Source organism: Streptomyces sp. NPDC041068 (genome assembly GCF_040647455.1).
Taxonomy (GTDB): domain Bacteria; phylum Actinomycetota; class Actinomycetes; order Streptomycetales; family Streptomycetaceae; genus Streptomyces.
Map to the genome: position 1 here is coordinate 284,863 of NZ_JBEZCG010000008.1, position 13,365 is coordinate 298,227.

13 protein-coding genes are annotated in these 13,365 nt (G+C 69.2%); 8 read left to right on the forward strand and 5 right to left on the reverse strand.

The features are described 5' to 3' along the window. Window positions 1-120: 120 nt before the first annotated feature. Window positions 121-1,788, reverse strand: a complete 1,668-nt coding sequence (locus tag AB0B50_RS20680; protein ID WP_362333534.1) for a tryptophan 7-halogenase — start codon at window positions 1,786-1,788, stop codon at window positions 121-123. After that, window positions 1,785-2,372: a flavin reductase family protein gene (locus AB0B50_RS20685; protein WP_362333537.1), complete on the reverse strand. Its 588-nt coding sequence runs from the start codon at window positions 2,370-2,372 to the stop codon at window positions 1,785-1,787. Before AB0B50_RS20685 ends, AB0B50_RS20680 begins: the two co-directional genes overlap by 4 nt. Before the next feature lie 627 nt (window positions 2,373-2,999). On the opposite strand from AB0B50_RS20685, the gene AB0B50_RS20690 reads away from it, so the two are divergent. Both AB0B50_RS20690 and AB0B50_RS20695 read left to right on the forward strand, forming a co-directional pair. Further along, a complete protein-coding gene (locus AB0B50_RS20690; RefSeq protein ID WP_362333540.1) occupies window positions 3,000-3,881 on the forward strand; it encodes an LLM class flavin-dependent oxidoreductase in 882 nt (293 codons plus the stop codon). Between the two features lie 10 nt (window positions 3,882-3,891). Further along, window positions 3,892-4,071: a hypothetical protein gene (locus AB0B50_RS20695; protein ID WP_362333543.1), complete on the forward strand. Its 180-nt coding sequence runs from the start codon at window positions 3,892-3,894 to the stop codon at window positions 4,069-4,071. 207 nt (window positions 4,072-4,278) lie between these two features. On the opposite strand, the gene AB0B50_RS20700 is transcribed toward AB0B50_RS20695, so the two are convergent. Continuing rightward, a complete protein-coding gene (locus AB0B50_RS20700; RefSeq protein ID WP_362333546.1) occupies window positions 4,279-4,926 on the reverse strand; it encodes a ScbR family autoregulator-binding transcription factor in 648 nt (215 codons plus the stop codon). Window positions 4,927-5,103: 177 nt separating this feature from the next. Between AB0B50_RS20700 and AB0B50_RS20705 the strand changes: the two genes are divergently transcribed. After that, a complete protein-coding gene (locus tag AB0B50_RS20705) occupies window positions 5,104-6,108 on the forward strand; it encodes a ScbA/BarX family gamma-butyrolactone biosynthesis protein (RefSeq protein ID WP_362333548.1) in 1,005 nt (334 codons plus the stop codon). A gap of 34 nt (window positions 6,109-6,142) precedes the next feature. On the opposite strand, the gene AB0B50_RS20710 is transcribed toward AB0B50_RS20705, so the two are convergent. Beyond that, a complete protein-coding gene (locus tag AB0B50_RS20710; RefSeq protein WP_362333551.1) occupies window positions 6,143-7,390 on the reverse strand; it encodes a cytochrome P450 in 1,248 nt (415 codons plus the stop codon). Window positions 7,391-7,557: 167 nt separating this feature from the next. On the opposite strand from AB0B50_RS20710, the gene AB0B50_RS20715 reads away from it, so the two are divergent. Further along, window positions 7,558-8,322: an SDR family oxidoreductase gene (locus tag AB0B50_RS20715; protein ID WP_362333553.1), complete on the forward strand. Its 765-nt coding sequence runs from the start codon at window positions 7,558-7,560 to the stop codon at window positions 8,320-8,322. A gap of 52 nt (window positions 8,323-8,374) precedes the next feature. Here AB0B50_RS20715 and AB0B50_RS20720 read toward each other — a convergent pair whose 3' ends face one another. After that, complete coding sequence (locus AB0B50_RS20720) at window positions 8,375-8,953, reverse strand: TetR/AcrR family transcriptional regulator (RefSeq protein ID WP_362333556.1); 579 nt, start codon at window positions 8,951-8,953, stop codon at window positions 8,375-8,377. 467 nt (window positions 8,954-9,420) lie between these two features. On the opposite strand from AB0B50_RS20720, the gene AB0B50_RS20725 reads away from it, so the two are divergent. The 4 genes from AB0B50_RS20725 (at window position 9,421) to AB0B50_RS20740 (ending at window position 13,310) form a co-directional block, all read left to right on the forward strand. Next, window positions 9,421-10,131, forward strand: a complete 711-nt coding sequence (locus tag AB0B50_RS20725; RefSeq protein WP_362333962.1) for a response regulator transcription factor — start codon at window positions 9,421-9,423, stop codon at window positions 10,129-10,131. A gap of 346 nt (window positions 10,132-10,477) precedes the next feature. Continuing rightward, window positions 10,478-10,807: a TcmI family type II polyketide cyclase gene (locus AB0B50_RS20730; RefSeq protein ID WP_362333559.1), complete on the forward strand. Its 330-nt coding sequence runs from the start codon at window positions 10,478-10,480 to the stop codon at window positions 10,805-10,807. Next, window positions 10,804-12,099 (forward strand): beta-ketoacyl-[acyl-carrier-protein] synthase family protein, encoded by a 1,296-nt coding sequence (locus AB0B50_RS20735; RefSeq protein ID WP_362333562.1) that lies wholly within the window; start codon window positions 10,804-10,806, stop codon window positions 12,097-12,099. The genes AB0B50_RS20730 and AB0B50_RS20735 overlap by 4 nt, the downstream gene beginning before the upstream one ends. After that, complete coding sequence (locus AB0B50_RS20740; RefSeq protein ID WP_362333565.1) at window positions 12,096-13,310, forward strand: ketosynthase chain-length factor; 1,215 nt, start codon at window positions 12,096-12,098, stop codon at window positions 13,308-13,310. The genes AB0B50_RS20735 and AB0B50_RS20740 overlap by 4 nt, the downstream gene beginning before the upstream one ends. Window positions 13,311-13,365 lie beyond the last annotated feature (55 nt).

Consider the following 13,365-nt stretch of genomic DNA (forward strand, 5'->3'; position numbering starts at 1 on the left):
TGCCGAATCTGCGGTTCTGCGGTTCTGCCGGGTCTGCCGCGGTCCGTGGCCGCGGTGCCAGCGGAAGTCTCGGCGTGCGGTCTCGTCGTACTCCTTGATGACGACTTGAACGACGGGGCCTCAGCGCCGCGTCGCCGCAGGGCCGAAGAGCGGCTTGATCTCCTCCGGGGCCTCGTTCCTGCCCCACTCGGCGGCCTGTTCCATCAAGGCGGGGGTCGCCTCGAAGCACCGGTTGTCCGGCTCCCCGAGGCGGAACGGCGCGGGCAGGGACGGGGTCTCGCGGACCCGGGTGAGGATGTCGAGCGCTGCCTGCTTCGGCGTGACGGAGCCCGCCTCCACCTGCTGGCACAGCTCCCGCGTGTGGGTGAGCAGCGCGCTGATGTCCCGGCCGACGGGGGCGGGGAGCCCGGGGGTCTCGGTCTTCTCCAGGTCGCGCAGGTCCTGGTCGTCACGGCTCTCGAGAAAGGTGCGGTAGGCGCTTTCCAGAGTCATCGTGGGCAGGATGCTGGTCGCCTTCCACACACGGGAGACCGCGTTCCACAGGTCGTAGTCGCGGAAGCTCACAAAGGAGCTGTAGACCACGTCGTCGTGTACGTCGAACAGTCCTTGCTGCAGGGCGTCGATGTAGGCGAACCGCTCGGTGGACCAGTCGCCGTCGCGTGTCGCCTCGATCAGGCGCCAGGCAAGGGAGTTGACGACCTCGAAGGTGTTGGTCAGGCCGCGTGAGTACAGCGCGTCGATGAAGCCCGCCGCGTGCGCGGTCAGGGTGTAGCGCTCGCCGACGGTGTTCGTGGCCGAGTACTGCAGCCGTCCCGTGCCCACCCACGGCCGGACCGCCTTGGCCTTCTCGAACTGCTCGGCGATCTGCGGATAGCGGCGCAGGAAGTCGTCGAACTCCTCCTGCGGCGATATGCCGTCCGGCTTGGGGAAGACCCGCTCGTCCAGGGTCAGGCCCACACTGCACAGGGTGCTGATCGCGCCCTCGTGGTTGTCGAACGGGATCACCCAGAGCCAGCCGCCGTCGAAGACGTGGTGCAGGGTGCCGTTGTGCCAGGGGCTGGGGTTGTCGTGGGCGGCCGCGGCCTCGGTGTCGTCGAAGGGGGTCACGCCGACCATGTGGGTGAACAGGGTCCGGGAGTGGTGCCGGGCCCGCGTCGGCTGGTCGCGCAGGCCGAACTTGTCGGCGACCGGCGAGCGGAAGCCGCTGCCGTCCACCAGGTACTCGGCGTGGAACGTCTCGCCGTTGTCCGAGCGGAGCACGACCCCGTCCGGGCCGGTCTCGATGTCCTCGATGCGGGTGGCGAGCCGCGGCTCGGCGCCGTAGCCGACCGCGAGGTTGAACAGATAGGCGTCGATGTCCTGGCGGAACAAGTGGCTCTCGGTCCGCTGCCACGCGGGAATCACCAACTGGTTGATCTCCTGGGGGTCCTGCGCCTTGCCCTCCCGGTGGTAGACGAAGCCGAAGTTCTGCTTCCGGCCGCTCATCGGGGAGATCTTGTCCTGGATGCCGCGGAAGGTGGCGAGCGGGAGCAACTCGGGTACGTCGTAGCGCTCGGCGATGACCTTCGTCATGGTCGAGGTGTACGGGATGGTCGACTCGCCGACGGCGAAGCGGGGGTGGATTCCCGCGTCGATGAGGAGGACCTTCACGCCGTGGCGGGCGAGCACGGCGGCCAGGACGCCGCCGGCCATTCCGGCGCCGAGGATGGCCACGTCGTGGCGGTCGGTTTCGGTGCCGGTGCCGTCCGTGTCGGTGGCCTTGTTGTGTGCTTCAGATGCGGTGCTCATGAGTGAATACGCCCTTCGGAGTGGACAACTGGAAAGGTGTCGAGCGTGTGCGCCTCGCTGCCGCCCCGCAGGGGACCGAGCTCGCCGCGGAAGAAGACCAGCGGATCCGGGCTTTGGTCCGGCAGGCCGAGCTCCACCACCTCGCCGACGAAGATGGTGTGGTCGCCGCCGTCGACGGAGTTGACGAGACGGCAGGCCGCATGGGCGAGCGCCCCGCCGAGGAAGGGCACACCCGTCGCCGAGAGTCCGTACGGCACGTCCGCGACCCGGGCGGTCTCCTTGCCCGCGAACGCGCGGGCCAGCGGCTCCTGTCGGGCGGCGAGGAAGTTCACCGTGTACGCGCCGGTTTCCTCGACCACCGCGTGCAGCCGGGACCCGCGGTGCAGGCAGAAGAGCACGAGGGGCGGCTCCAGCGAGACCGAGGTGAAGGAGTTGACGGTGGTCCCGGCCGCGCGCTCTCCCCGCCCGCTGGTGATGACGGTCACGCCGGTCACGAAGAGCCCGCAGACGCCGCGCAGCAGGCCGGGTTCGACGGCGCCGGCGGATTGCTGCCGGTCCGGGATGTCGAGCGACGTCGCAGTCATATGCGCCCCCTGGATCGAAGTCGGTGAAAAGGGGCTCACAGCGTCGCCGGGGAGTAAGTCGTCGAGAAGGTCCGCGGGACGTGCCGCGGGTGTGCGGCAGCCGCGCGGCAGTGCCGCAAAAGGCGGATCGGAAAAGGACGGAAAGGCGGATCGGAAAGGCGGGTCAGAAAGGCGGACCACGGCGAAGAATTGCTGTTCCCCCAGGATGGGAGCCCTGCGCCAAGACTCTGCCGTCGGCGGTGTACGGGTTCAAGTCGCGCTGTGACAGAACTCTGTCAGATCTGCGCGGGTGAATGACAGCAGCCGGTCAAGGAGGTGGTGCTGAGCGATATCGGTCGAAGCGTCCTACGCCTTGGTCACGAGCGCGGTGACGAAGGCTTGCCCGCCTCGGCTGCGAAGCCGCACCTCCCCACGATCACTTACGGCACTCCAGGAACGCGGCCACGCTCAGCACCGAGTCACCGGAGTGCTGAGAATTCAGGGGCGGTGATCCGGAGGTGCGGGAGGCCCTGAACGGTGGGACGGGTTCAGATGCAGATCACGGTCTTCCCCCGCGTGCGTCCGCGCTCGGCGACCGCGTGCGTCTCCGCGATCTCGTTCTTTTTCAACCCCCTGTACGGCCAGGGGATGACCGTCGCCATTCTGGAGGCGCTGGAATTCGCGATCCGACCCCGGACAGTCCCCTGTACCAGAAGTCACCGCCGTGGTCCAAGGGCGAGTACAAGGGGGTGGGACGGCGCCACCGCGTACTTCGCCGACGCGTTGACGTACCTGGACCAGGCCAAGTTCGACTTCGAGGAACTGCTTCCCTCCGGCGACCGGGTCACCGCGTTCGGCTGGTGGAGCGGGCGCTTCAAGGAGACCGGCAACGAGTTCAACGTGCGTTTCGTGCACTTCTGGCACATCCAGGACGGGAAGGTGGGCCGGGCCGAGGGAACGGTGAAGCGGGAGACCCCGTGGCCGGGCGGCGGCGAGTTGGGACGCGATTTCTACCGCACCCTGGACCCCGTGGTGTCGCTCATCGCGGCCGCGATGGTGACCGAGCGCCTGATCCTGGGCGGAGGCGTATTCCAGGTCACCCAGCGGGACCTGATCGCCCTGGCCAAGGAGATCGCCTCGCTCGACCTGATGTCGGGAGGCCGCGTGGTCGTCGGTGTGGGCGCGGGCTGGAACCGTGAGGAGGTCCGCAACCACGGGACCGCCCCGAGGATGCGTATGTCGGTGCTGCGTGAGCATGTCCTCGCCATGAAGGCCCTCTGGACGCGGGAAGAAGCCGAGTTCCACGGCGACTTCGTCTCCTTCGACCCTGTGCTCTCCTGGCCCGAGCCCGTCCAGCGTCCGCATCCAACGATCATGGTGGGCGGCAACCCATCCGGCCGCCGTCGAGCGGGTCCTGGACTTCGGCGACGACTGGGGGCTCATCTGGCTGCCGATGATGCTGGAGGGCGCGACCGGCCTCGCGAGCCTGGTCGCCGACTTCCGGCGACGCGCCGAGGAGAAGGGCCGTGAGTATGCCCCGGTGACGGTCTATCAGGTGCCGCCGAACGCCACGGTGGTGGAGTCGATCGTCGAGGCGGGCGCGGATCGGATCCTCTTCGCCCTGGACACGGCTCCGGAGGCGGAGACGTTGCGAGGCCTGGACGCGATGGCGAAGCTGATCGGCAGGGCCGGTTCCGGTAGTTGGCACGGCGGACTGTGAAGTGGTCAGGGGCGGTCGATCGTCGGCTGCCCCTCGATCGCGTGACAACGGCGCAGGTGATGACAGCGGCGGGCGACTGCCTGGCGTCGTCGGCGTCTTCCTCGCCCAACTCGCGGTGTCGCTCCACCCGTTGGCATCGATCGTGCCTTCTCAGCTACGAAGCCAGGCCCATGGTCCGTCGTCGTGCTCGGCTGCTTCTCCGCAGGGTCAGTCGTTCGTCTCCTCCCTGGGGTGGCCCAACTCCTCGTACACCTGGCGGGCTCGCCCGGGCGAGATGTCGATGACGCCCAGGACGCCCGGAGTGGCGAGCGCGGGCATGAACATGCTGGTCCAGCGGGCGACGAGGCCGACCAGGTCGTCCGGGTCCGTGGTGGTCAGGGAGGAGAGCTGCAGTCCGGTGAAGGCGCCGACCAGGACCCGGGCGGTCTCGGCGGGGGCGATGTGCGCGAAGACCTCGCCCCGCTGCTGCGCTTCGGTGATGAGGTCCGTGAAGATCTCCTGCCACTGCCCCCAGGGGCCACCGAAGAAGGGGCCTGCGCTCTGGTCCGCCGCGAGCCGCGCGGCCCCCCGCAGCAGCGCCTCGCGGGGGAGGCGGTAGGCGAGTACGAGGCCCATGTCCACCAGGGCCTGGAGCTTGACCGACCGGTCGAACGTCTCGGTCACCGCGTACTGCAGAACTCCCTTGGCTAGAGCCTCCTTCGAGGGGAAGTGGAAGTACAGGGCGCCCTTGGTGACTCCGGAGAGGGAGAGGACCTCACTGATCGTCGTGCCTTCGTAGCCGCGCTGCGCGAACACCTCCGCCGCCGCTTCGAGCACCGCTTTGCGCGTTCTGACCGCCCGTTCCTGTCGTGCCACCGCGCGACCCTCCTACGGATTTCGGCGTTGTCACCTGACCCCCTGGAGCCCCTGTCGCCCCAAGGGATTGCAATAAAAACCGACCTGGCCGTATGTTACATCAGCTGCTACATCGGCCGGGGGGAACCGACCCTCCGATGACCGCTGCTCACTATCTATCTGTCTCTCGGGGGCAAGATGGCCAGCGCGACCACAGATGTTCAGACCGTTCGCATACCGCGCCAGGGGGTCCAGGCAGCACCATCGGCCCAGGACACCGCGGCGTTACGGCGGGGGAGGGGCAACCAGTACGGCGCCCTCGTCCCGCAGCCCGCACCTCCCGCTCCCGCCGTCCATCGCGTACGCGGTGAGGACGTGCTCGTCAGGGACTGGCGCCGCACCGGCGAGGGCGAGTTCGTCGTCGGCCTGGACTGGTCCGGCGAACACTGCTTCTTCGGGCCCGGACCGGGGTCGGCGCACCCCGAGATGCTGCTCGGGCAGACGCTCCGTCAGGTGGGGTTCCTCGTGGCCCATACGGGGCTCGGCGTCCCCCGCGACAACGAGTTCCTGATGCGCGACCTCTCGTACGAAGCAGACCCGCACCGCCCGACGGCACGTCGGGCACCCCGTGACCTGAGCGTCAAGGTGCGGATCGTCCTGGCGGCCCGCCGCACGCTCGGCCTGCGGATGAGCCTGGAGTGTGACGGCGAGCCCTTCGCCACTGGCGGGGGCACCTTCGACTGGGTTCCCCGGCAGGTCTACCGCCGTATGCGGGGGGACTTCCTGACGGCCCGTCCGGGCCCCTCGCCCGCGCCGGTGGCGCCTGCCCTCGTCGGCAGGGAGCGGCTCGACGAGGTCGCCCTTGCCCCTTCCGGGCGACCGGATAGGTGGCAACTCCGAGGCGACACAGGCCACTTGGCCTTCTTCGACCACGGCGTCGACCACATGCCGGGCCTGGTCGTCGCCGAGGCGGCTCAGCAGGCCGCGTACGCCGTGGCCGCGGACCGCGCCTTCTGCCCGGTGCGGCTCGATCTGAAGACCTGGCGTTACGTCGAGTTCGACGCCCCGTGCTGGGTCGAGGCCCATGAGGTGGCCGCGCGCACCGCACGCGCACGGGGCATCGAGGTCATCGGCCGGCAGCGCGGCGAGACCGTCTTCGAATGTCTCGTCGAAGGCGTGCGCTCCCCGCTGGTCGGCGGCTGAATCGATCAGCCGCCGACCGGCCGATCCCCGAGGGTCACGCCCCGGTCAGCACGGGGAGTCGGCGGTGGCCGTTGGAGATGAACGAGGGCAGGGGGAGCAACTCCCGCGGCGGCACGGCCAACCGCAGTCCCGGGAACCGTTCGAACAGGGCGGGCAGGGCGATCGTGGCCTCCATTCGGGCCAGCGGAGCGCCCATGCAGAAGTGCACCCCGTGACCGAACGTGAGATGGGTGTGCCGGGTCGGCCTGGTGATGTCGAAGCGGTCCGCGTCCCGGCCGTGCACCTTCGGGTCACGGCCGGCCGCGGCGACCGAGACGAGGATGGCGTCGCCCCGCCGGATGGTCGTCTCGCCCAGGGCGATGTCCTCCACGGCGAAGCGGAGCATCAGATGGGCCGCGGGTGCCTGCCAGCGCAAGGACTCCTCCACCACGTCCGACCACGACGCCCGTCCGGAGCGGGCGAGTTCGAGCTGCTCGGGATGGGTGAGCAGGGCGTGCACCGCCTGGTCGATCAGATTGACCGTGGTCTCGTACCCCGCTGACAGGAGGTGGACGAGGGTGTCACGTATCTCCAGGTCGCTGAAGCCGCCGCGGGTTTCCTGGGACTTGATCAGACGGCTCGTCAGGTCGTCTCCGGGGCGGGCGCGTTTGTCGGTGATCAATTTGCCGACCAGGGCGTGGACGCGTTCGACGAGCATGCCGGCCTCGGCACCGTCGGCCGAGGTGTCGAAGAGGCGGTGGAAGAGCAGGGACAGCTCGGGGCGCAGGGATTCCGGTACGCGGAACAGCTCGCCGATCACGGCGGCGGGAAGCGGACCCGCGAACTCCCTGCGCAGATCGAGGGGTTGGCCCGTCGGCAGAGCGCCCAGGCGGTCGATCAGCTCACCCGTGATGCGCGCGACGGCGGGGCGCAGGGCCTCGGTCCGGTGCTTGGTGAAGGAGCCGGATACGAGCTTGCGCAGGCGGGTGTGCTCGGCGCCGTACGCCGTGAACATGGAGCGGATCGTGACCCATGCCGCGAGGGGCCAGTCCGCGGGGACCGCGCCGGAGGTCCAGGCGGGCCAGTGCCTGCGCGGGTCCTTGGAGACCCGCGGGTCGGCGAGGAGCCGCCTGCCGGTTTCGAAGCCGGTCACGGACCAGGCGGGGACCGCGCCGGGGAGTTCGACCCGGACGACGTCTCCTTGCTCCCGGAGCGCGGCGACTTCGCCGAGGATGTCGCTGCCTTCCGGGTCGATGACGAACGGGCGGCTCTGATGGGGAAGTTGGTGCGTCTGCGGGCTCACGTGCTCGGCCTCCGGTCTCTCTGCGCGCAGGCATGCGCGTACGCGCGGATGGTGGGGGATGGCGAAGTCGTGCGGCTCGCGATATTTGCAGATATTCATGATCATTTGCCGTTACCGGCGGTAAAAGCAATGAATTCTATATAAAATAACGGAATGGGGAATTTCGGATGCTGGCGCTCGCGGGGAAGACCGCTCTGGTGACAGGGGCCGGACGGGGCATCGGCAGAGGCATCGCCGAACGCCTCGCCGCGGACGGGGCTCTGGTCGCGGTGCACTACGCGCGCAATGACGCGGCGGCACGGGAAACGGTCGGCGCGATCCGGGAGAGCGGCGGGCGATGCTTCGCGCTGCGGGCCGAACTGGGCGTGCCGGGCGATGTCGAGGAGCTCTACGGCGCGTTGGACGCCGGCCTTGCCGAACAGGGCGCGGGTCGCGGGCTCGACATCATCGTGAACAACGCGGCGGTGAGCTCGTCGGCGCGGATCGGATCGGTCGAGGCCGACACCTTCGACAGGATCATGGCGGTCAATGCCAAGTCGCCGCTGCTCGTCATCCAAGAGGGTCTGAACCGGCTGCGTGACGGCGGCAGGATCGTCAACGTCTCCTCGGCCGTCTCCCGGCGTGCCCTGCCCGAAACACTCGTCTACGCGATGAGCAAGGCGGCGGTGGACACGCTCACCCTCACCCTCGCCAAGGAGTTGGGCGCAAGGGGCATCACCGTGAACGCCGTGGCCCCCGGATTCGTGGCGACGGACATGAACGCAAGGCGCCGGTCAACTCCCCAAGGGGAGAAGGCACTTGCCGCGCTCTCCGTCTTCAACCGCATCGGCCGGCCCGCTGATGTCGCGGACGTGGTGGCCTTCCTCGTGAGCGACGACGCCCGATGGATCACCGGCCAGTACGTCGACGTGTCCGGCGGCAGCATGCTGTGAGGGTGCGCCGGACGGTCGCCCCCGGTACGGGCTCTGCCGCGGTGTCGCCCGCTCAGGCGGGCGGGAGGGCGCCGGGGCTCGCGGTGTCGACCAGCTCGGTCAGGAGTGCGCAAATCCCCTTCACCGTCTCCTCCTTCCACCAGTAGGGGTCGTTGTGGCCGAGGGCCTCCAGGCCGGCGGAGAGCGCGCACAGAAGATCGCTCACGGCGCGGTCACCCGCTGTGGAGGTGAAGTGCTGCTGCAGGTAGTCCAGCCATTTGGCGCGCAGCGGGGGCGGTCCGCTGAAGTCGTGCGGCCGCTTCTCGGACTCCAGTCGCAGCCCCGCGCGCAGCACGGTGTCCGTGCGCATCTCGCCGAAGAGCTCGACGAGGAACCCGGCTATGCTCGCCGCGTCCGGTTCCTTGCCGCGCAGATGACGCTCCGCCAGGCGGGAGAGTCGTTCGTGGGTCTCGCTGTGCAGCGCGTCCGCGAGGTCTTCCTTCCCGGAGAAGTGGAAGTAAAGCGCGCCCTTGCTCACCCCCGCACTGGTGTGGATCTCCACAAGTCCTGTGTCCTTGAGCCCTTTTGTGCTGATCAGCTCGGCTGCCGCGGCGATGAGCGCCTGACGGGTCTGCTCGGCGCGTAGCTGCATGGGGCGGTTCCTCTTCTTCTCTCCCGGCAGAGATGGGTGAACCCGGCGTCTTTCGGCGGTCACCGGCCGTAACTCTAATGGACGATGCAGAAACCAGCAATCCGGTCTGTTTGCTGACCTCCCAGTAATGAAAGCGCTGTATGCGGTACTTGGCGCTCCGGTTGGCGTACCCCTCCGTAGTCAACCCCCGGGATCGGGTCGCCTCCCGGGCTGTCGGGGTGAAGATCCGTGCGAAGGTTGCGTAATCGTTGACCTCCCGGACATAAAAACAGCGCGGATGGTTTGTTATGCTGACGGCGTTGACCGAGGGACACCGTCCGCTCGGCGGGGGATCGGTTCCGCATGTCGTGAACTCCCATGTGTCCTGCGCCTGTTGAGGGACGATCCAGCAAGGGGGCACCGTGATCAGCACAGCTCAGGCGGATACCTATGTGTCCGGCGTGTACGGCGGCGCGAGGACGGGGTTGATGGGTGACCCCGTCGTGGCGGCCCCCGCGCGCCCAGGGCGCGAGCCGTCCGCCGCGTGGCGGGTGCTCGTGGTCGAGAGCAACAGCGAGGATGCGGCAACTCTGGTCAGGGGGCTGCAGCGGCACGGGCACGAGGTGCAGTGCGTGGACACCGGCGTGGCCGCCCTGCGGTCGTTCGAGAGCGCCGACATTCTGCTGCTCGATCTGGAACTGCCCGATCTGGACGGCCTGGAGGTGTGCCGCAGGGTCCGTTCGGCGGGGGCCACCCCGATGATCGCGGTCACCGCCCGCGGGACCGAGCTCGACTGCGTGCTCGGGCTGCAGGCGGGTGCCGACGACTATCTCGTGAAACCCTATGGGTTCCGGGAGTTGATGGCCCGCATGGAAGCGGTGATGCGCCGGGTGCAGACACAGGTGCCCACTGCCCCCGTCATCATGCACGGCCCCTTGTGCATCGATGCCGCCGCCCGCCAGGTCCTCCTGGACGGCCGCCGGATCGAGGTCACCCGCAAGGAGTTCGACCTGCTCCACCTCCTCGCCTCCCACCCCGACACCGTCATCCCGCGCAAGCGGATCATGCAGCAGATCTGGGGCGACGTCTGGTCGCGGAGGACCATCGACACCCATGTCAGCAGCCTGCGCAGCAAGCTCGGCGCCAGTGACTGGATAGTGACGGTCCGGGGCGTCGGCTTCCAGCTGGGGCGCGTCTGACCACCGCGTATCGGAACCACGCCTCAAGGGCCCATCCGCAGTATGCGGCTGGGCCCTTGACGCATGGCCGGACAATTTCCGCGCCGTCATCCGAGCCCCGACCTTGCGGAGCGGGAATGGCCCCAACCGGATGCCGCTCCTTTGCTTTGACACTCCTCTGACCTGCCGATGACGGGTGCCGCACCCTGATGCAACGGGGCCACCGAATCTGACGGAACTTGTCCCGGGTCTGAATGAGCCTTTCTTGTGAGGCCGCCTGGACATTTGAAAACTTGTGGGCCCGGGATTCCGGACTTCTGTCTTATGGACGCGCGTCGTGACGTCGCGAGGTCACGAAGGAGAGAGAATGCCCAGCACTTTGATCGTGGCTCGAATGCACCCCACCTCCGGCGACGACGTCGCCAGGCTGTTCACCGCATTCGACGACACGGACCTGCCGCACCGGATGGGGACGCGACGTCGCCAGCTCTTCTCGTACCGGGGCCTCTATTTCCACCTCCAGGACTTCGACGACGACAACGGCGGCACCCGGATCGAGGAGGCCAAGACCGACCCGCGCTTCATCCGGGTCAGCGAAGACCTCAAGCCGTACATCGAGGCGTACGACCCCACCACCTGGCGCTCACCGTCCGATGCCATGGCCACTCGCTTCTATCACTGGGAGGCCGGGGCGTGAGCGGCAGGCGCGTCGTCATCACGGGCATGGAGGTCCTTGCTCCCGGCGGGGTGGGCACCAAGGAGTTCTGGAACCTGCTGAACGAGGGGCGCACCGCGACCCGCGACATCACGTTCTTCGACCCGGCTCCGTTCCGCTCCAAGGTCGCCGCCGAGATGGACTTCGACCCCGGGGCACACGGGCTGAGCCCGCAGGAGATCCGCCGGATGGACCGGGCCGCGCAGTTCGCGGTGGTCGCGGCGCGCGGCGCGGTCGCCGACAGCGGCATCGAACTCGGCCGCCTCGACCCCCACCGGGTGGGCGTCACGGTCGGCTCCGCGGTCGGCGCCACGATGGGCCTCGACCAGGAGTACCGGGTCGTCAGCGACGACGGACGGCTCGACCTGGTCGACCACACCTACGCCGTGCCGCACCTCTACGACCACCTGGTGCCCAGCTCCTTCGCGGCCGAAGTGGCCCGCGCCGTGGGCGCCGAGGGCGCCTGCTCCCTGGTGTCGACCGGCTGCACGTCCGGCATCGACTCCGTCGGCCACGCCACCGAGCTGATCCGCGAAGGCACCGCCGACGTCATGATCGCGGGCTCGACCGACGCCCCGATCTCCCCGATCACCATGGCCTGCTTCGACGCCATCAAGGCGACGACGCCCCGCTCGGACGACCCCGCGAGCGCCTCGCGGCCGTTCGACCACACCCGCAACGGCTTCGTTCTCGGCGAGGGATGCGCCGTCTTCGTACTCGAGGAGCTCGGCAGCGCGCGGCGCCGCGGCGCGCACATCTACGCGGAGATCGCCGGCTACGCGACACGCAGCAACGCGTACCACATGACCGGACTGCGCGCGGACGGCGCGGAGATGGCGGAGGCCATCCGGGCGGCCCTGGACGAAGCCGAGGTCGACGTCGACGCGATCGACTACGTCAACGCCCACGGCTCGGGCACCAAGCAGAACGACCGGCACGAGACCGCCGCGTTCAAGAAGAGCCTCGGCGAGCACGCCTACCGGACCCCGGTCAGCTCCATCAAGTCGATGGTCGGGCACTCCCTCGGCGCGATCGGCTCCATCGAGATCGCCGCGAGCGCCCTGGCGATGGAGCACCACGTGGTGCCGCCCACCGCGAACCTGCACACCCCGGACCCCGACTGCGATCTGGACTACGTACCGCTGATCGCCCGCGAACAGCTCACCGACACCGTCCTCACGGTCGGCAGCGGCTTCGGCGGCTACCAGAGCGCCATGGTCCTGGCCCGGCCCGACCGAGCCGTAGGAGCGGTGGAAGTGAGGGCCCACTCATGAACGCACCGGTAGTGGTGACGGGACTGGGCGTGGCCGCGCCCAACGGCCTCGGCACCCACGACTTCTGGGCCGCCACCCTCGCGGGCAAGGGGGCCATCGGCCGCATCACCCGCTTCGATCCGGCGTCCTACCCCTCCCGCCTGGCCGGCGAGATACCCGGCTTCGAGGCGGCGGCGCACCTGCCGAGCAGACTGCTGCCGCAGACCGACCGGATGACCCGCATCGCGCTCGTCGCCGCCGACTGGGCGCTCGCGGACGCCAGGGTGGATCCCGGGCAGATGCCCGCCTACGGCATGGGGGTCATCACGGCCGCCTCCTCCGGCGGCTTCGAGTTCGGCCAGAACGAACTGCGGAAGCTGTGGAGCAAGGGCAGCCAGCACGTGAGCGCGTACCAGTCCTTCGCCTGGTTCTACGCCGTCAACAGCGGCCAGATCTCCATCCGCAACGGCATGAAGGGCCCGAGCGGTGTCGTGGTGAGCGACCAGGCGGGCGGACTCGACGCCGTCGCCCAGGCACGGCGGGCCGTCCGCAAGGGCACCCCGCTGATCGTCACCGGCGCGGTCGACGCCGCGATCTGCCCCTGGGGCTGGACCGCACAGATGGCGAGCGGCCGCCTGAGCACCTGCGACGAACCCACCCGCGCGTACCTGCCGTTCGACGCGGAGGCGTCCGGATACGTGCCGGGCGAGGGCGGCGCGATCCTCGTCCTGGAGTCCGCGGCGGCGGCACGGGGCCGCGGCGCCCGCATCTACGGAGAAATCGCCGGGTACGGCACCACCTTCGACCCGGCACCGCGCACCGGACGCCCGCCGGGGCTGCGCAAGGCCATCGAACTCGCCCTGGACGACGCCGAGATGACGGCCCGCGAGGTGGACGTCGTCTTCGCCGACGGAGCCGCGGACCCCGAGCGGGACCGGGCCGAGGCCGAGGCGATCAACGGTGTCTTCGGGCCCCTGGGCGTACCCGTCACCGTGCCCAAGACGATGACCGGACGCCTGTGCTCGGGCGGGGCGCCGCTGGACCTGGGTGCGGCCCTGCTCGCGCTGCGCGACGGCGTCATCCCGCCCAGCGTGAACACCGAACCCGCCGCCACGCACGCCCTGGACCTCGTCACGCACCAGGCCCGCACCGCGCCGCTGCGCACCGCCCTGGTCGTCGCGCGCGGCCACGGGGGCTTCAACTCGGCGATGGTCGTGCGCGCGGTCGCGTAGCACCCGATCCAACCAACTCCCCAGCCCACACGGGATCTTGGGGTCGAATGAGAAG